The sequence below is a fragment of the Dokdonia donghaensis DSW-1 genome (genome assembly GCF_001653755.1).
Lineage (GTDB): Bacteria > Bacteroidota > Bacteroidia > Flavobacteriales > Flavobacteriaceae > Dokdonia > Dokdonia donghaensis.
This window is the reverse complement of the sequence record NZ_CP015125.1, coordinates 551994-571353: the sequence shown is the minus strand read 5'-3', so window position 1 is coordinate 571353 and position 19360 is coordinate 551994. Positions and strand designations below refer to the sequence as shown.

General features: G+C 41.3%; 17 protein-coding genes and 1 tRNA gene. 11 read left to right on the top strand and 7 right to left on the bottom strand.

Annotated features, from left to right (window positions below):
* The first annotated feature begins 97 nt into the window (after positions 1-97).
* Both metG and I597_RS02390 read left to right on the top strand, forming a co-directional pair.
* Positions 98-2209: a methionine--tRNA ligase gene (gene metG / locus I597_RS02395; protein ID WP_035326003.1), complete on the top strand. Its 2112-nt coding sequence runs from the start codon at positions 98-100 to the stop codon at positions 2207-2209.
* A 4-nt stretch (positions 2210-2213) separates the two neighbouring features.
* Positions 2214-4337 carry a Tex family protein gene (locus tag I597_RS02390; RefSeq protein ID WP_035326002.1) on the top strand — a complete coding sequence of 708 codons (2124 nt, stop codon included), beginning with the start codon at positions 2214-2216 and terminating at the stop codon, positions 4335-4337.
* A gap of 148 nt (positions 4338-4485) precedes the next feature.
* Here I597_RS02390 and I597_RS02385 read toward each other — a convergent pair whose 3' ends face one another.
* Positions 4486-4860: a GIY-YIG nuclease family protein gene (locus I597_RS02385; RefSeq protein WP_236626641.1), complete on the bottom strand. Its 375-nt coding sequence runs from the start codon at positions 4858-4860 to the stop codon at positions 4486-4488.
* A gap of 200 nt (positions 4861-5060) precedes the next feature.
* Between I597_RS02385 and I597_RS02380 the strand changes: the two genes are divergently transcribed.
* Positions 5061-5963, top strand: coding sequence for a histone deacetylase family protein (locus I597_RS02380; protein WP_035326001.1), 903 nt, complete (start codon positions 5061-5063; stop codon positions 5961-5963).
* Between the two features lie 20 nt (positions 5964-5983).
* Here the strand turns inward: I597_RS02380 and I597_RS02375 are convergent, their stop codons facing one another.
* The 5 genes from I597_RS02375 to I597_RS02355 all read right to left on the bottom strand — a co-directional run bounded on the left by I597_RS02375 (position 5984) and on the right by I597_RS02355 (position 11934).
* Positions 5984-8455, bottom strand: a complete 2472-nt coding sequence (locus I597_RS02375) for a ligase-associated DNA damage response DEXH box helicase (protein ID WP_035326000.1) — start codon at positions 8453-8455, stop codon at positions 5984-5986.
* Positions 8456-8516: 61 nt separating this feature from the next.
* On the bottom strand, positions 8517-8843 hold the full coding sequence (locus I597_RS02370; RefSeq protein WP_052111835.1) for a GIY-YIG nuclease family protein: 327 nt from the start codon (positions 8841-8843) through the stop codon (positions 8517-8519).
* Positions 8844-8912: 69 nt separating this feature from the next.
* Positions 8913-10556 (bottom strand): ATP-dependent DNA ligase, encoded by a 1644-nt coding sequence (locus tag I597_RS02365; protein ID WP_035325999.1) that lies wholly within the window; start codon positions 10554-10556, stop codon positions 8913-8915.
* A complete protein-coding gene (locus tag I597_RS02360; protein WP_035325997.1) occupies positions 10553-11581 on the bottom strand; it encodes a ligase-associated DNA damage response exonuclease in 1029 nt (342 codons plus the stop codon). Before I597_RS02360 ends, I597_RS02365 begins: the two co-directional genes overlap by 4 nt.
* 41 nt (positions 11582-11622) lie before the next feature.
* On the bottom strand, positions 11623-11934 hold the full coding sequence (locus I597_RS02355) for a hypothetical protein (protein WP_035325996.1): 312 nt from the start codon (positions 11932-11934) through the stop codon (positions 11623-11625).
* A 254-nt stretch (positions 11935-12188) separates the two neighbouring features.
* Between I597_RS02355 and I597_RS14860 the strand changes: the two genes are divergently transcribed.
* A complete protein-coding gene (locus tag I597_RS14860) occupies positions 12189-12329 on the top strand; it encodes a hypothetical protein (protein WP_157496174.1) in 141 nt (46 codons plus the stop codon).
* A gap of 103 nt (positions 12330-12432) precedes the next feature.
* The gene (locus I597_RS02350) at positions 12433-12822 is read left to right on the top strand and encodes a DUF2721 domain-containing protein (RefSeq protein WP_035325994.1); all 390 of its coding nucleotides are present in this window, start codon (positions 12433-12435) and stop codon (positions 12820-12822) included.
* 34 nt (positions 12823-12856) lie between these two features.
* Here the strand turns inward: I597_RS02350 and I597_RS02345 are convergent.
* A tRNA-Leu gene (locus I597_RS02345) sits at positions 12857-12937 on the bottom strand.
* Between the two features lie 158 nt (positions 12938-13095).
* Between I597_RS02345 and I597_RS02340 the strand changes: the two genes are divergently transcribed.
* From I597_RS02340 to serS, 6 genes are all read left to right on the top strand, one after another.
* Positions 13096-14037 (top strand): ribose-phosphate pyrophosphokinase, encoded by a 942-nt coding sequence (locus I597_RS02340; RefSeq protein ID WP_035325992.1) that lies wholly within the window; start codon positions 13096-13098, stop codon positions 14035-14037.
* A gap of 30 nt (positions 14038-14067) precedes the next feature.
* Positions 14068-14694, top strand: a complete 627-nt coding sequence (locus tag I597_RS02335; protein ID WP_035325990.1) for a 50S ribosomal protein L25/general stress protein Ctc — start codon at positions 14068-14070, stop codon at positions 14692-14694.
* A gap of 129 nt (positions 14695-14823) precedes the next feature.
* The gene (gene pth / locus I597_RS02330; RefSeq protein ID WP_035325988.1) at positions 14824-15453 is read left to right on the top strand and encodes an aminoacyl-tRNA hydrolase; all 630 of its coding nucleotides are present in this window, start codon (positions 14824-14826) and stop codon (positions 15451-15453) included.
* 2 nt (positions 15454-15455) lie between these two features.
* Entirely contained in the window at positions 15456-16409 is a 954-nt protein-coding gene (locus I597_RS02325) for a bifunctional riboflavin kinase/FAD synthetase (RefSeq protein WP_035325987.1), read from the top strand.
* Between the two features lie 3 nt (positions 16410-16412).
* On the top strand, positions 16413-17846 hold the full coding sequence (locus tag I597_RS02320; RefSeq protein WP_081964989.1) for an HTTM domain-containing protein: 1434 nt from the start codon (positions 16413-16415) through the stop codon (positions 17844-17846).
* 197 nt (positions 17847-18043) lie between these two features.
* A complete protein-coding gene (serS, locus tag I597_RS02315; RefSeq protein WP_035325985.1) occupies positions 18044-19315 on the top strand; it encodes a serine--tRNA ligase in 1272 nt (423 codons plus the stop codon).
* The last annotated feature ends 45 nt before the right edge of the window (positions 19316-19360 follow it).

Below are 19360 nucleotides of genomic sequence, written 5' to 3'. Positions count from 1 at the left end.
GCATCATCTCAAGTTGCAGCTATTGTGACCTGGCTTGTAAAAGCTGTAGGTACTAGCTTGTTTTTCTTTATTTTTGTCGCTTCTTAAAGAACACAATATGTCTCAGAATCCACAACGATATACAATTACAGCGGCACTGCCGTATACTAACGGACCTATACACATAGGCCACCTTGCAGGAGTGTATGTTCCGGCAGATATTTATGCGCGTTACCAGCGTATGCAGGGAGCAGATGTTGCTTTTATATGTGGAAGTGATGAGCACGGTGTGCCTATCACAATCAAAGCAAAAAAAGAGGGCATAACCCCTCAAGATGTGGTAGATAAGTACAATGCGATTATCAAAAAATCTTTTGAAGATTTTGGGATCACCTTTGATAACTACTCACGTACCTCTGCAAAAATTCACCACGATACAGCGTCTGAGTTTTTTAAGAATATGTACGACCAAGGTAAGTTTATAGAAGAGACTAACGAGCAACTGTATGATGCAGAGGCAAACCAGTTTCTTGCAGACCGTTTTGTGACGGGTACCTGCCCTAAGTGTGGTTATGAGGAGGCTTACGGAGACCAGTGTGAAAACTGTGGTACCTCGCATAATGCAACAGACCTTATCAACCCAAAAAGTGCCATCACAGGTGCTGTACCTACACTTAAGGAAACAAAACACTGGTTTTTACCACTTGATCAATACAATGACTTCTTTAAGGAGTGGATCATAAAAGGACATAAAAAAGACTGGAAAACTAATGTGTACGGGCAGTGCAAATCTTGGATAGATGATGGACTACGACCTCGTGCCGTAACTCGTGACTTAGACTGGGGAATCCCTGTGCCGGTAGAAGGAGCAGAGGGTAAAGTATTGTACGTTTGGTTTGATGCGCCTATAGGTTACATCTCTTCTACAAAGGAGTGGGCAGCACGTGAAGGCAAAGACTGGGAGCCGTACTGGAAGGATGAAAACACAAAGCTACTTCACTTTATCGGGAAGGATAATATCGTTTTTCACTGTTTGATTTTCCCTGCGATGCTCAAAGGTCACGGCGAGTATATTTTACCAGATAACGTGCCTGCAAACGAGTTTTTAAATCTTGAAGGACGCAAGCTTTCTACGTCAAAAAACTGGGCAGTATGGTTACACGAATATCTTGAAGAATTTCCAGATCAGCAGGATGTGTTGCGTTATGTGCTTACTGCAAACGCACCAGAATCTAAGGATAACGACTTTACTTGGAAGGATTTCCAAACTAGAAATAATAGCGAACTAGTAGCAATTTTCGGAAACTTCATTAACAGAGTTACCGTACTTACGCACAAATATTATGATGGCGCGATACCAGAGCCGGGTGCTTTTAATGCGTTAGATACAGAAGTGCTAGATGCTATAAAAGCATACCCTGCAGTGATAGGTAGCAGTATAGAAAAATACCGCTTTCGCGAAAGCCAAACAGAATTTATGAACCTCGCTCGTCTAGGAAACAAATACCTAGCAGACGAAGAGCCGTGGAAGACAATCAAAACAGATGAAGAGCGCACTAAAACTGTAATGTATGTAGCCTTACAAATTGCAGCTGCACTTTCTGTTTTGAGCGAGCCATTACTTCCTCATACAAGTGGAAAACTGAAAGATATTCTCAATGTCAGTCCAAGTGCAGATGAGAACGCATTACAATGGAGTGATATATCATCTAAGGAGGTCTTACTACCAGCTGGTCACACCATTAATAAATCTCAATTACTCTTCTCAAAAATAGAAGACAGTCAGATACAAGTACAGCTAGATAAGCTAGAAGCAAGTAAAGCAGCAAACGAAGCAGAAGCCGCTGCCGAAAATGCAGTTGTAGAGCCACAAAAGGACACAATTACCTTTGACGATTTTACAAAACTCGATATGCGAGTAGGTACCATTATCGAAGCAGAGAAGATGAAGAAAACGAAGAAACTTCTCATCTTAAAAGTAGATACAGGTATTGACGTACGCACTATTGTTTCTGGTATAGCAGAGAGCTTTACTCCAGAAGAAGTAATAGGGAAACAAGTAACGGTACTTGTAAACCTGGCTCCTAGAGCACTGCGCGGTGTAGAGAGTGAAGGAATGATCTTAATGACAGAGGATGCTAGTGGTAAGTTAGTTTTTGTAAATCCAGATACTTCGACTGCGCTCAGCACAGGTGCTGAAGGAGTGAGTAATGGGAGTATGATAAGTTAAGCGTGTGGAGGTTTTACAATACGTAATCAAAAGCTCAGGCTTATCAGAAAAAGGTGTAAAAAATACACTAGATCTCCTCAACGAAGACTGCACACTCCCATTTATAGCGCGCTACCGTAAGGAAGCGACGGGTGGACTAGATGAGGTGGCGATAGGAGAAATTATTGAGCTTAAAGAGCAGTTTGAGACTTTAGAAAAACGTAAAAAATCAATTCTTAAATCACTAGAAGAGCAAGACGTTCTTACCAGCGAACTCAATGATAAGATTGAAAAAACGCAAGATCTTACTACGCTAGAAGACTTGTATTTACCGTACAAGAAAAAGCGTAAAACGAAAGCCGAGACAGCACGTGTAAACGGACTAGAACCACTTGCCAAAATCATTATGTCTCAAAATGCGCAAGATCCAGAAGGACTAGCGCATCGATATACTAATAAGGAGGTTCCAGATGCACAAAGTGCGCTAGAAGGAGCACGTCACATTATAGCCGAGTGGATTAATGAGCGTGCAGATATACGTAATAATATACGTGAGCAATTAAAACGTTTTGCCACCATAGAGACGAAGGTGGTTAAGAAAATGGCAAACGATGAGAAAGCCCAGAAATTCCGTGATTATTTTGACTGGTCAGAGTCATTAAGTCGCTGTCCGTCACACAGACTACTCGCCATTTTAAGAGCTGAAAATGAAGGCTACATCCGTGTCAAAGTTGTCATTGATGATGTGCGAGCGCTTGATAAAATAGAACGCAAACTCATACGCTCTCGTGGCGACAGCGCCACACAGATTGAGCTTGCCATAAAAGATGCTTACAAGCGACTATTATTTCCTGCATTGAGCAATGAGCGTCTCTCAGAAGCAAAGAAAACTGCAGATGAAACTGCTATTCAGGTTTTCGCAAAAAATTTAAAACAATTACTCCTTGGTTCGCCGCTAGGTGAGAAGCGTATTCTTGCGCTAGACCCAGGTTTTAGAACGGGTTGCAAACTGGTGTGCCTCGATGCACAGGGACAGTTATTACATAATGAGACCATCTACCCACACGCGCCAAAAAATGATGATACAGGCGCTATAAAGAAGATATCTAGTCTTACAGATGCATATAAAATTGAGGCAATCGCCATCGGTAACGGTACGGCTTCCCGCGAGACCGAAAGACTTGTAAAACGCATTCATTTTAAGAATGCAATAGAGGTTTTTGTCGTGAGTGAGGCGGGAGCTTCTATTTACAGTGCAAGCAAGATTGCCCGTGATGAGTTTCCTAATTATGACGTGACGGTGCGTGGCGCGGTTTCTATAGGTCGTAGGTTGCAAGACCCGCTGGCAGAGCTGGTGAAGATAGATGCAAAGTCTATTGGCGTCGGGCAATATCAGCACGATGTAGACCAGACCGCACTTCAAAAATCACTAGATCAGACGGTAGAAAACTGTGTAAATGCCGTAGGTGTCAATATAAATACGGCAAGTGCTCCGCTATTGAGTTATGTGTCAGGTATTGGATCAAAACTTGCTGAGGGTGTAGTACGCTTTCGCGAAAGCGAAGGACCTTTTAAAACACGTCAAGAGATTAAAAAAGTACCACGTCTAGGAGGGAAAGCCTTTGTACAAGCCGCAGGGTTCTTAAGAATCACAGGCGCCGAAAATCCGCTAGATAACTCGTCAGTACATCCAGAGAGATACAAGTTGGTTGCAAGTATCGCCAAAGATCAAAAAGTCTCTGTCGCCGAAATGATAGGGAACACTAGCCTTCTTAAATCTATAGACCTTCAAAAATATGTAACTGATGAGGTAGGACTTCCTACACTCACAGATATTATAAGAGAGCTAGAAAAGCCAGGTCTTGATATTAGAGAAAAAGCAAAGGTGTTTACCTTTAATCAAAATATCAGAACAATAGAAGACGTGCAGCCAGGACAATTACTTCCTGGGATTGTAAATAATGTAACCGCTTTTGGCGCCTTTGTAGACATAGGGATTAAAGAAAGCGGTCTCATACATATTTCAAATCTTGCAGATGGCTATGTGAGTGATGTGAGTGCACACGTACGTTTACAACAGCAAGTAATTGTAAAAGTACTAGAGGTAGATATCGCAAGAAAGAGGATACAATTGAAGTTGGAGAAATAGCAGTTAGTCATCTCGAGCGTGTCGAGAGGTCACACAAGTAGCTCACGGATGCACTTACTCATATGCGATTTCTCGACAGGCTCGAAATGACGAGCGATTGTCATCTCGACAATTGGAGAGATCACACAAGAAACTAAGAATTTACTCTTTAAAACACTTCATTATTTAAGCTCTCCCATTTAGGATTAACAGTTTCTATAAGCTGATTTTTCTTTTGTCTACTCCACCTTTTTAGTTGTTTCTCTCTGGTAATAGCATCTTTTGCATATTGAAAACCTTCATAGTAGACGAGCTCATAACAATTGTACTTACCAGCAAATGATTTTTTCTCATTTTGAGAGTCAAAATAGTGCTGACCAATTCTTCTTTGAATATTGTTTGTTACGCCTATATATACAGTCGTTCGGTATTGGTTCGTAGTTATGTAGATGTAGAAATTGGTAAACATAATAGATTGTAAATCATAAATATAGCGTATTTGTAAGAAAGCATTTTTGTCACCTCGAGCGTGTCGAGAGGTCACACAAGTAGCTTTTTGTGTACTTACTCCTATGCGATTTCTCGACAAGCTCGAAATGACAAGAGATTGTCATCTCGACTATAGGAGAGATCACACGAGTAGCTCCTCACTTTCTTTTTTTATGCACTTACTCCTATGTGATTTCTCGACAAGCTCGAAATGACGAGTGATTGTATCTTTGTATACTCACTATAATATACTTAATGCTCAAAATCGCATTTCACCCCATTTACAAACACCCACTGCCGGAGGGACATCGTTTCCCTATGGAGAAGTATGATTTGCTTCCGAAGCAGTTAGTGTATGAAGGTACTTGCGATGAGCATAATTTTTTTGAGCCTGTACAGGTAGCTCACGAGCATATTTTACGATGTCACACTACAGAATATGTAGAGAATCTCAAAGCGCTAGCTATCGATCCTAGAGCACAGCGAAAAACCGGTTTTCCGCTCTCACAAGAACTTGTAGATCGCGAATTAATCATCACTCAAGGCACCATTGATGGGTGTCACTACGCGCTTGATAATGGTATTGCAATGAATATTGCTGGTGGTACGCACCACGCTTATACAGATCACGGAGAGGCGTTTTGTCTTCTCAACGACCAAGCGATTGCTGCGCGATATTTACAAGCAAACGAGCTTGCGAAAAAGATTCTCATTGTAGACCTCGATGTTCATCAAGGTAACGGTACGGCAGAGATTTTCACAGGTGACGATTCGGTGTTTACGTTTTCTATGCACGGTAAGGCAAACTACCCTTTTAGAAAAGAAATTTCAGATCTTGATATTGCATTAGAGACCGATACAGGTGATCAAGAGTATCTCGATATTCTTAAAAAAACATTGCCAACTCTCATTAAAGAACAACAGCCAGATTTCATCTTCTACCTATGCGGAGTCGATATTTTAGCGAGTGATAAGTTGGGTAAATTGGGGTGTAGTATAGAAGGTTGTAAAGAGCGTGATCGGTTTGTATTACAAACCTGTTTCGATTTAAAAATTCCCGTGCAATGTAGTATGGGCGGCGGCTATTCTCCAGATATAAAAGTAATTATTGACGCGCACGCAAATACCTTTAGAACAGCACAAGATATTTACTTCTAGTGCAATCTTTCGTAGGGCTATTATTTCTTTTTCTTCATCAACTTTGCAGTCATTTTCTTGATTCTGTCGGCTAGTTTTTCGCTACTCAATTTTTCGCGTAAGCGGTCTGTAATTATTGGGAAAGATAAAGGCGTAGGTTGCTCACAATCCATCCACACAATTTCTTGTGTCTCTATGCGCTCAAGCGCTTGTTGTAAACGGCCTTCTTCTAGTTGGTGCTCAAAAGTCTCTGTAAATGCCTGCTGAAATAATAAATTATCTGCCTCATAATCACGAAACACATCAAAAAACAGCTGACTACTACTTTGCAGGTGTTTTTGTTTGATTTGCTTGTTTGGGAAACCCGTAAAAACAAGCCCAGAAATCACGGCAATGTCTCTAAATTTTCGCCTTGCCATCTCTGTAGCATTGAGACTATTTTGTAAGTCGTCGTGCATATATGCCGTCGTAAATAAATCGTTATCTAGTAGCTGCTGAATGTTTATGGGTTGATCTGAAAGTAGTTCAAAACCGTAGTCGTTAAAGGCAAGAGAGAATGTGATAGGGTCTAGCAAACTAAGGCGATACCCAAGTAAACTGCCCATAGCTTCGTGCACAAAACGACCTTCAAAAGGGTAAAAAACGTGATGATAGCCATCGCGCGTTTTAAAAGTCTCAATGAGCAGTTGCTCATCACTGGGGATGATGCTCTCTACCTTTTGCTGTCTAAAAATATGCTCTAGCGCATTAATCTCTAGAGACCGCTTTCGCGAAAGCGAATTCCCAGTATACAGTTCCTCCCTTAACAGCTGCGACATCTGGCTACTTAAAGTGAGCCTACCGCCCATCCACGAGGGAACTTTGTTCGTTTTCTTTGAGCTGTTACGCACGTGCACTTCCATATTTTTAATACGGATAAACTCTAGGTTGCGACCTGCAAAAGTAAACACATCACCACGCGTTAACTTACTGATGAAAAACTCTTCTATGGTGCCTATATAACCACCTTTTTGATATTTGACTACAAGATTTGCATCGCTTACAATCGTCCCTATTTGCAGGCGATGGCGCATTGCCACCATACGAGAATTTACTTTAAATCTGCCGTCCTCAAGAATCTCAACCTTCTTATACTCATCATAAGCTTGCAGGGATTGCGCACCCATCGTTATAAAATTAAGGCACCATTCCCATTGCTCTTTTGTCATTGCTTGAAAGCAAAACGTAGTCTGTATCTCGGGCCAGATATCTTCTGGCAAAAATCCGTCGGACACTGCAAGCGTCACGAGATATTGAATCAGTACGTCAAAACTATTGAGATACGGGATTCTATCTTCTACCGTATTTTCCTTTACAGCGCGTTGCAAGGCAGAGGCTTCTACTAGCTCGATGGCGTGCGTAGGCAAAAAGTAAATCACACTCTCTTTGCCAGGGCTGTGACCAGATCGCCCAGCACGTTGTAAAAAGCGAGCGACACCCTTTGGGCCGCCTATTTGGATAATGGTTTCAACAGGCGCAAAGTCTACTCCTAGATCAAGGCTAGAAGTACAAACCACCGCCTTGAGTGAGCCGTTCCGAATGGCGCCCTCAACCCACGTGCGCGTCTCCTTATTGATACTCCCGTGGTGCATTGCAATCTCTCCCGCATACTCAGGATGTGCCGCAAGAATGCGCTGAAACCAGATTTCACACTGGCTGCGCGTGTTTGTAAAGAGTAAGGTAGTCTTACTTTTATTAATGATGGGTACAACATATTCCAGCAAATGCAATCCCAAATGACCACGCCAAGGAAAGGTTTCCATCTCATCAGGAATGATAGACTTAACAGTAATTTTTTTATTGATGTTTGCTTTGATAATTACGCTTTCGCGAAAAGCGTTACTCTCATAACCCAGCAATACTTCTCGAGCTTGCTCTAGATTACCAATCGTTGCCGAAATTCCCCAGATACGCATATCTGAAGCAACAGTTTTCAATCGGCTCAAGGCGAGTTCCATCTGGACGCCTCGCTTAGTGCCTAGTAGTTCGTGCCACTCATCAATAATTATAGCCGAGCAATTTTTAAAAACCTTCTCATATCCTTTGGAAGCAATCAAAAGCATCAAGCTCTCTGGCGTGGTGATGAGCAAGTCTGGCATAGAACGCTTTTGCTTTGCACGCTCAGATTGTGGAGTATCTCCATTGCGTATTCCCACCGTCATCTGTGTGCCAAGATCTTGTGTGATGCGAGAAGCCGAAAGCTCAATCTCATTAGACAGCGAGCGCAGCGGAGTAATCCAAATGGCCTTTAGCCCTTTTTTATGTTTGGTCTTGTAATCAGGATTTTTCTTGATGTAATTAAGAACCACCGGAAACCAAAGTGCATACGTCTTACCACTACCTGTAGGCGCATTAAGCAATCCATTTTTACCCGCAAGAAATGCCTTCCACGTTTGTTTTTGAAACGGAAAAGGTTTCCAGTCTTGCGACTGGAACCAGTTATTTGCGATATCGAGTAGTTCTTTGTTATTCATAATTACGAGTGCAGCGAAGTAATCTGTTGCGATCCAATAACCACCAAACCAAATACACCTTTTACCATATTTCTTTTATTAAATAATCTTCACTTCCAAGCGAAGCGTAGGAACTTGCCAAATCTAACCAGTCAGGATTTTTACTTTCGATTAATGAAATTTTCCGTTTTCTATTGCCAGATTTTAACTGCTTTTCTCTTGCGAGAACTTCATTATGCGTTTCAAATAATTCGTAGTACATCAAGTTGTAGCAATTGTATTGCGCGCTAAAAGACTTGGGGTAATATTTAGTCTTATGTTGAACCATTCGTATTTTAAGATTGCGAGTTGCTCCTACATAAAGAACAGTTTTATTCTTATTAGTTAGTATGTAAGTGTAATATGGCATCTTAATGAAGTTGATATTGCGAATGTTCTTACTCTTATGCGGAGATTTATATGTTGCTTTCTTGCATTATTATTTTGTGGGCGGAAGAGATTCCTTCACAACTTGCCCTTCGGCCTCGTTGCTCGGAATCATCCCTTTCAAATCCTCTAGTGTATTTGCATCTTCTATCTTCTTATCGTGTCGCCAGCGTAGCATCCTTGGAAAACGCGTGGCTATACCACTTTTATGTCTTTTTGATAACGCTATACCTTCAAAGGCAATTTCAAACACGTGATGCGGAGTTACAGATCTCACTGGGCCAAAACGTTCTAACGTGTTTTTTTTAATCCAGTTGTCTACTTTTCTGAACTCGGCATCTGTGAGGCCTGAATACGCTTTTGCAAAAGTAACGAGCTCGGTTTTATCTTCATTCCATAAGCCAAAGGTGTAATCTGTAAATAAATTACTTCGTCTACCGTGACCACGCATTGCATAGGTGAGCACAGCATCAATGGTGAGCGGATCTACTTTCCATTTCCACCAGTCGCCTTTTTTTCTACCTACGCGATAGGGGCTGTCTTTGCGCTTAATCATTAATCCTTCCGAGCGCATCTCTCTACTGCGTTCTCTTTCTTGCGCCATCGCTTCCCAACTATCAAACTCCATTGTCTCTGAAATACCAATAGGCAGACCTTTATCTGTTATATTGCTATATAACGATTCGAGTATAGATCTTCTTTTCGCGAAAGCGGTTTCACGCAAGTCTTTTCCTTCCCATTCTAGAATATCATAAGCTTTGATAATTACAGGCACTTCTTTGAGCATTTTCTTGCTCACCGTCTTACGCCCTATGCGCGCTTGCAAATCATTAAATGTACCAATCTGGCCATTGTAAAAAGGCAGTAACTCACCATCTATGACGGTTCCGTCTGGTATGTGTTCTTTGAGAATCTCCAGTTCTGGGTACTTATCTGTCACCAGCTCTTCACCGCGACTCCAGATAAAAACCTCCCCATTTCGAAAAATAGTTTGTGAGCGTATACCGTCCCATTTATGTTCGGCAAGAAAGTCTGACACATTACCTAACGCCGCAGGTTCATCTTCAACTGCATAGGCAAGATAAAATGGATAGGGTCTAGAAAACTCTTGACTTGCATCTTCTTCGATAACTAGATCGTGAAAGGTGACAGTTTGCGGTTTCCAGTCACCCATTAATTTATAAGCAAGCACATCTTCTTCTATATCTGTCGCTTGTGATAATGCGCGCGTCATCAACTTTTGACTCACACCTATGCGAAAACTTCCTGTAATAAGTTTTGTAAATACAAAGCGCTCATAATAATTTAGATTTGCCCAGTTATCAAAGAGATGTTCCTTTTTCTCTTCATCAGTTTTTCGCTTAAGCGAAATCATTTCTTCCAGAAACTGTGTAAGCGACTTATCAGATGACTCCTTAGCAGCGGGTACAACAAGTGCAATCGTTTCTGCAAGGTCACCCACGATGTGATAGCTCTCTTCAAAAAGCCATAATGGGATGTTAGCCAGCTCGCTTGCCCATTCCCTAAGTAAGGTTGTGTTTACAGGTCGTGGAGGGCGACGGTGCGATAAGATGGCAATCGTCCACACCTTGTCTTTATCTGGCGCTTCCTTAAAATAATGCGCAAGGGCTTTTACCTTCTCGTTAGTCTTATTTGTAGAATCAAGGGTTTTTATGAGTGCTGCAAATAGTTTCATACGCTAGTTTCCTCCTCCTCTTTTTTTGCATCTCCTTCGGCTAATTCGCCTTCATATTGTGTTACTTCTGTACGAGCATCATAGCCTAAGTCGCGTAAATACCGTGAGAATATATCTGTGTATCCGTGTGTGCAGATAATCTTTTCTGCACCCGTAGCTTCTATGCTTTCTAGTAGACTAGGCCAGTCACAGTGATCACTAAGCACAAAACCCTTATCTATTGCTCTACGCCTACGTGCTCCTCTAAAAGCCATCCAGCCGCTAGCGCTAGCGGTTGCATATGGCACCATCTTGCGTATCCACGTACTGCCGTGAGTGGCTGGTGGTGCTAGAACGATACTTCCTTTAAAGTCTTCCTTTTTGGTATCTCTAGTGATTAATTCTGTTGCTGGCATATCAATCATAGGGCGTAATACTTCGGTCATTTTTTCGATAGCGCCGTGTGTGAGTATCTTTCCTATACTTGGATCAAGGTGTTTGAGTAGTCGTTGTGCTTTACCTAAGCTGTAAGCAAAAAGTACAGAGCACTTCCCTTCAGCTTTGTTTTGCGCCCACCAGGTATTTATATCGTGCATTACTTCGGCCTGTGGTGTCCACTTGAAGGCTGGGAGTCCAAAGGTGCATTCGGTGATGAAAGTGTCGCATTTTACGGGTTCGTAGGGTTGAGAGACACCATCTACTTCAGTCTTATAATCGCCTGTAAATACCCACACTTCGCCCTTGTGTTCTACACGTATCTGACTAGAGCCAGGAATGTGACCAGCGGGATGAAAGGTGAATTTTACATTGTTGATGTTTACGCTTTCGCGAAAGCGTACCCCAGAAACATTAATATCACCCAACCTATGAGAAATAATAGGCACATTGCTCTCGTGAGTGATGTACTGTTTATGTCCCCACCGACTATGGTCTGCGTGGCCGTGTGTGATGAGGGCTTTATCTACAGGTTTCCACGGGTCTAGATAGACCTTTGCGGGCGGGCAATAGATGCCCTTATCTGTAAATTCTAGAAGTGGCTTTTTCAACAGTTTATTGGGTTTTTAGTAAAGGTAAGGGAGAAGATGTATTAGTCAAGTATCACGTGTAGAAGTAGTCCTTGGTTTGAGGTCTCACCTTCTGTCGCAGTGTTCTTGTACTTAACTTTAAACTTCTCGCCTGTTACTTCATTTGCTTGCAACTTCTTAAGTGAGATACTTGCTTGTGAATCGCTCACAAGAATGAGAGGTTCTTGTTGCTCATCTGTAAAGAAGAAGTAACCTCCCTCATAAGCATCAAAAGTGAGCGTTTCTGTAAGTACTTCTTTTTTGCTCGTACTAATCTCTGGTGAGAGCATTGTAAAAGAGATGACTGTCGTAAGTAATAGTATGATGGATTTCATAATAGTAGTGTTATGTTATAAGCTTTTCTTTATCAATTGTTTTGAAGAAGTTACTCTTCTTCTATCATAAAGATAGGGAGGCGCGTAGCTTTTATTTTATTTATTAACCTGGTTTTGTGACTGCTAGTTAATGGTTTGTGAAAGACAAGTGGCTGTGGATGCTTCTTTTTTATTACATAAATAACTTTTGGCATCAGATTTGTAACATTCAAAAAAAGAACGTGTCTCTTATGTAAATCAAAAAGCAAAACAGTATGAACACATCAGTAAAAAATCGCCCGTCTAATTATGACCAGGCAACCGAAAACATAAAGCGCAATCTTGAAAGATACGGTAGATTACTGCATATGAAAAAGTTCAGAAATCCTGCTTTCACATTTGCAGACCGTCACTAGATATATATTATTTGAATTAGCTTTAAAAGCCCTAGATTTTTAAGAAGTCTAGGGTTTTTATATTGTAGTGCAATCTCTTAGCTTTACGATAAGTAACTACTATATGAATCTTACCTTAAGTATACCGGCTCTTTTGTTTCCTGCAATCTCTTTGACAATGCTTGCATATAACGCTCGCTACCTCGCTATTGCTGCACTTATTAGAAACTTGCACGCCTCTTACCAAGAGACAGGCTCTGAAGATGTGCGGCTTCAAGTAACTAAGTTAAGAAAGCGTCTATCTATCATTAAAAATATGCAGGCGGTGGCGATTGTAAGCTTTCTACTTGCGGTGATAACGATGTTTCTTATTTATATAGATATCACCTTCTGGGCAAACCTAGTGTTTGCTGTAAGTCTGGTTGCTCTTATGACCTCTCTTATACTGTCGCTTATAGAGGTGCAATTATCTACCAAGGCCTTGAGTATACAGCTTAAAGATATGGAGCAATAAAAAAGCCTCTATCTGTGAGATAAAGGCTTTCTTGTACCGAAAGTGGGAATCGAACCCACACTCCAAAGGAACGCGAGTTTGAGTCGCGCGCGTCTACCAATTCCGCCATTTCGGCTAGAGGAAACAACAACTTGAGTTGTTTTGAGAGCACAAAATTAAAGAATATTTTTATCTACCCACCACAAAAGCACGCTTTTTGTACTGCTGCACTCATTTTTAATTACTATTTTTGCACCTCCTTAGAGGAAACATAACAACCGTAACTCATTATAAATGACTGCTACCGCACCGCAACCGAAGATTTTTGCTTGTCAACAAAGCAAGCCACTGGCTGAAAAGATTGCAAAAGCTTTTGGGCAACCATTAGGAAACGTAATCACATCAACATATAGCGACGGTGAGTTTCAGCCTTCTTTTGAAGAGTCTGTACGTGGGTCACGTGTTTTTATTATAGGGAGTACGATGCCATCATCAGATAATATGATGGAAATGTTATTAATGCTAGATGCTGCAAAGCGTGCAAGTGCAAGACACATTACTGCCGTGATACCTTATTTTGGGTGGGCGCGACAAGATCGTAAGGATAAGCCACGTGTGCCTATTGCTGCAAAGCTTATGGCAAGCCTGCTAGAAACAGCAGGTGCTACACGTATTATCACAATGGATTTACACGCAGATCAAATACAAGGATTTTTTGAGAAGCCAGTAGATCATCTATTTGCAAGTACAATTTTCCTTCCTTATTTAAAGGGGTTAGGATTAGAAAATCTTACCATCGCATCACCAGATATGGGAGGTAGTAAGAGAGCTTATGCATATAGTAAAGCAATGGAGAGTGACGTAGTTATTTGTTACAAGCAACGTGCAAAGGCAAATGTTATCTCTCATATGGAGCTTATAGGTAGTGTAGCAGGACAGCACGTAGTACTTGTAGATGATATGGTAGATACTGCCGGAACACTTACAAAGGCTGCAGACCTAATGATGGAAAAAGGAGCATTAAGCGTACGTGCCATATGTACACACGCCATATTAAGTGGTAACGCTTATGATAAAATAGAAAATAGTCAACTGGCAGAATTGATAGTAACAGATTCAATCCCGAGAGACCATAAAAGTGATAAGGTAAAGGTATTAACTTGCGCCCCACTTTTTGCAGATGTAATGCACCGTGTTAATAGTAACACAAGTATCGCATCTAAGTTTATTATGTAATATTTTTTTTTTAACTATAATTATTTAACAATGAAATCAGTTTCGATCCAAGGATCTAAAAGAGAAAGCGTAGGCAAGAAAGCTACAAAAGCCTTACGTAATGCTGGACTGGTACCTTGCGTAGTATACGGAGGGGACGAGCCACTACATTTCAGCGCACCAGAACTAGCGTTTAAAAATTTGGTTTACACTCCAGACGCGCACACTGTAGAGATAGAGCTAGACGGTGTAACCGTACAAGCTATATTACAAGACATACAGTTTCACCCGGTAACTGATCGTATCTTACACATAGACTTCTACCAGATTTTTGATGGTAAAGAAGTGACGATGAACATCCCAGTACACTTTACAGGAAACTCTAAAGGTGTTCGTAACGGAGGTGTTTTACGTAAAACAAACCGTGTACTACGTGTGAAAGCACTTCCAAAAGATCTTCCAGATTTTCTTGAGGCAGATATTACAAACCTTAAGATTGGAAACAAGCTTTACATAGGAGAGCTTCCACAAGAAAACATAACAATAATGCACCCAGACAACACAGTTGTATGTCAAGTGAGAACTTCACGTACTGCCGTTGTTGACGATGAGGATGAGGATGAGGATGATGTTCCATCAACAGAGACTAGCGATGTAGCTGCTGTAAAGGAAGATTAATTTATCTCATAAATTATAAATACAAAAGCATCTCGTTCTTCGAGATGCTTTTTTTATTTTTATACATTAGTGACTATCGGTATCCCATAACAAAGCGATTACCTTGTCATTGCTATTAAACTCCTAACTATGCTCGCTTTTTTTGGAAGACTTTTTAATAAATCTAAAGAAGATGAAGCAGCAGTAGACCCTATGAAAAAATTTCTCATCGTTGGTTTGGGTAACATTGGTCCCAAATATGAAAACACACGTCACAATATAGGTTTTAAAGTAGTAGACGCTTTCGCGAAAGCGCAAGAAACCACCTTTGAAACCGAAAAGCTAGGTGACATCGCACGTACCAGAGTAAAAGGTAAAACAGTAATACTGCTGAAGCCTAATACCTTTATGAATCTAAGTGGTAAAGCCATACGCTACTGGCTACAACAAGAAAAAGTCCCTGTAGAAAACCTACTAGTTATCACAGATGATCTTAACCTAGAGTTTGGAACCATACGTGTAAAAACCAAAGGCTCAGACGGAGGACACAACGGTCTTAAGGATACGCAAGCACAGCTCAATACGACTAAGTATAATAGATTCCGTTTTGGGATAAGTGATCAGTTTTCAAAAGGGAGGCAGGTAGATTATGTGCTAGGTGAGTGGACACCAGACGAGAACGCAGCACTACCAGAACGACTAGATAAAGCCAGCGAGGTCATAGCCTCGTTTGTAAAAGCTGGGATAAATAATACAATGAACGCCTACAACGGAAAATAGTAGTGAAAACTCATAACAGCGCACATACATTTACCTCTCAAAAAGGAACCGTGGTGACTATAGGCACCTTTGATGGCTTGCACCTAGGTCACAGAAAGATTATAAACAGAATAAATGAGAGCGCCCGCGCAAACGGCTGGGAGTCGTGCGTACTTACTTTTTTTCCGCACCCGCGTATGGTGTTACAAAAAGATACCTCGCTCAAGCTTATAAACACCATTGCAGAGCGTGAGCAACTGCTTGAGAGTTTAGACCTTGATCACCTGGTAATACATCCTTTTACACTAGATTTCTCTCGTTATCACGCAGAGACTTTTGTAGAAGAAATACTGGTAAACAGCCTTAATGCAAAAAAAGTGATTATAGGGTATGACCACCGTTTTGGCCGTAATCGTAATGCAAATATTGAAGATCTCAAGCGTTTTGGAAAAACGCTGGGCTTTGAGGTAGAGGAAATCTCAAAACAAGAACTAGAAGATGTAGCCATAAGCTCTACTAAAGTGCGCAAGGCACTAGTAAGTGGTAATGTTGCACTAGCAAATAGTTATCTCAGTGCGCCTTTTATGCTTAATGGAGTTGTGGTAAAAGGTAAAAGCCTAGGTAGAACCATAGGCTACCCCACTGCAAACCTAGAAATAGCCGAAGATTATAAACTCATCCCTGCACAAGGCGTTTATGTAGCAAAAGCAATCATAAGCGGTAAGCCAGTATTCGGGATGATGAATATAGGTACAAACCCTACGGTAGGAGGAGAGAAGCAAACTATAGAGACCTACTTCTTTGATTTTGATGAAGACCTCTATGGGCAACAGCTGGAGATACAACTACTAGAACGTATAAGAGAAGAAAAAACCTTTGATACTATAGATGAACTTGTCGCAGCGATGAAAACTGACGAAGCGTTTTCTCGTAACTACATAGTAAACCTAGAAAAATCAAATTCTCAAAACGCTTAACAAATGGGAATTAACAAGCTACTCTTTACAAGAATAGATAACAGCGCACTCATCGTTTTTAGAGTGTTTTTTGGTTTTCTTATTACTTGTGAGGCTTGGGGAGCACTCATTACTGGCTGGGTACGTCGCATACTTGTTGCGCCAGATTTTACATTTAACTTCATAGGCTTTGACTTTTTACAAACATTCCCGGGCCCGGGGCCACAAATGTATGCTTGGTTTGGGTTAATGGGCATTTTTGGGGTGATGGTAATGCTAGGTTTTAAGTATCGTGTGGCCATTGTAGGCTATGCGATTATGTGGAGCACAGTGTATTTTATGCAAAAAACAGCATATAATAATCACTACTACCTCTTGATGTTATTGCTCTGGATTATGGCAATACTGCCGGCTCACAGATCTTTCTCACTAGATGCACGCTTTCGCGAAAGCGTAAGAGACCTCTCTATGCCACGATGGGTCACACTATTTATAATAGTACAACTGTGGATTGTCTATACCTACGCCTCTGTTGCCAAAATATATCCAGACTGGCTAGATGCTACGGTGCCAGAAATATTAATGCGTGGTAAGAAAGATTACTGGCTCGTGGGTGGTGTATTGCAACAAAAGTGGACACACTGGGTGATTGCCTATGTAGGAATCCTTTTTGACGGATTAATCATCCCAGCATTGCTTTGGAAAAAGACGCGCAAGTGGGCATTTTTTATCTCTATTTTCTTTCATCTCTTTAACTCGTTTGTGTTTCAAATTGGAATTTTCCCTTATATGTCACTGGCGTTTACCGTGTTCTTTTTTGAGCCAAAAACCATAAACCGTATGTTCTTAAAAAGGTGGAAACCTTATTATAACAACACAAGTGACGATGTCGTAGTACCTACGTATAAAGGAGCCCTTCTAGCGGTGTTTGCCGTGTATTTTATCTTTCAAGTAGGTTTGCCACTGCGCCAGCATTTTATACCAGATAATGTACTGTGGAGTGAGGAAGGACATCGCTTGAGCTGGCGTATGATGCTACGTTCTAAAAGCGGTACCGTAAAGTTTACGATAGAAGACAAGGCAACAGGAAAACGTACAACGCTAGACCACAAAGAATATCTTACTAAAAACCAGCAGCGCAACATACGTTCTAAGCCAGATGTGATCTGGCAATTTGCACAGCATATAAAACGTCTTAAAGCTGCTCAAGGAGAAGATGTGGCTATCTATGTGCGTTGTAGAGTACGCATTAACGGGCGCCGTTCTAAATTATTGATTGACCCTAAGGTAGACCTTGCGAGCGTGAGCTGGCAATGGTTTGAGCATAATAGCTGGGTGCTAGAAAGTGAGGATTATCTCAATGACAAACCATTTTTTCCTAGTGTAGGCTCTTTAGAAAAGCAGGAAGATCTTCGTGACTCCACGAGAGTTCGCCCTCCACTAAGAAAGCAGGAGTAAAAAGCACTGCTCGGTTTTTTGATTGATGAATGACTGTAAAATTACAACCACTCGCGGCTACAATTTTACGGATTTCCGTAAAACGAGCGATATTTTTAAAAATTTCTCTAGCAGCTTGTAAAAACTAGGTGGTGGCTTTTCTTTTACTTGCGGGCATTTCCTTAAATTTACCCTTTCGTTTTTAAAACCCATTTACTATGCTAGAAGTAGCACACATTAGAGAAAACAAAGAAGCTTTCGCGAAAGCGTTATCTAAAAGAAACATAGACGCCGCAACCTTGCTAGATCAAGTTATTGCTGCAGATGAGTTACGTCGTAATTCCCAGTCAAAGTTAGATGAAGTACTTGCAGATAGTAATAAGTTTTCTAAAGAAATTGGGATGCTTTTTAAGAGCGGAGAAGCGCAAAAGGCAAATCTCTTAAAGGAGAAAACAGCCGGTCTCAAAGAGCAGTCTAAAACACTACAGGAGCAGCTTAATGCGGCTACAGAAGAGCTTCAAAATTTACTATACCAACTGCCTAACGTGCCTCACGATAGCGTGCCAGAAGGTAATAGTGATGAGGATAATGAGGAGATCTTTAGAGAAGGAGACATCCCAGTACTACACGATGCGGCGCTACCACACTGGGAGCTTGCAAAAAAGTATGACATTATAGACTTTGAGCTAGGTACAAAAATTACGGGAGCAGGTTTTCCGGTATATAAAGGTAAGGGAGCTCGCTTACAGCGTGCGCTTATCTCTTATTTTTTAGATAAAAATACAGCCGCAGGCTATACAGAGTATCAGGTGCCACACCTTGTAAATGAGGCTTCTGGTTTTGGTACAGGGCAACTTCCAGATAAGGAAGGGCAAATGTATCACGTGACAGAAGACGACTTATATTTAATCCCTACGGCAGAGGTGCCGGTGACTAATATGTTCCGCGGTGATTTGCGCAGTCATAGTGAGTTGCCTATCACTTGTACTGGGTACACACCTTGTTTTAGAAGAGAGGCAGGATCTTATGGAGCGCACGTACGTGGGCTTAACAGGTTGCACCAGTTTGATAAAGTAGAGATTGTGCGTATCGAGCACCCAGATAATAGTGCTGCGGCGCTAGACGGGATGGTAGATCACGTAAAGACGATCTTGCAAGAACTAGAATTGCCATACAGAATCTTGCGTCTTTGTGGTGGTGATCTTGGGTTTACCAGTCACCTTACGTATGATTTTGAACTCTTTAGTACAGCACAAGATCGCTGGCTAGAGATAAGCTCTGTGTCTAACTTTTTGACCTTTCAGGCAAACCGTTTAAAACTTCGTTTTAAAGACCAAGATGGACAAAACAAGCTTGCACACACACTTAACGGTAGTGCGCTTGCATTGCCACGTGTACTCGCAGGGATTTTAGAAAATTGCCAAACTCCAGAGGGGATAAAAATCCCTAAGGCACTTGTGCCGTACTGTGGTTTTGATATGATAGATTAAAAAAAATCACTTCCCACGCAAAGCCATTTCTTTATCGAGAAGGAG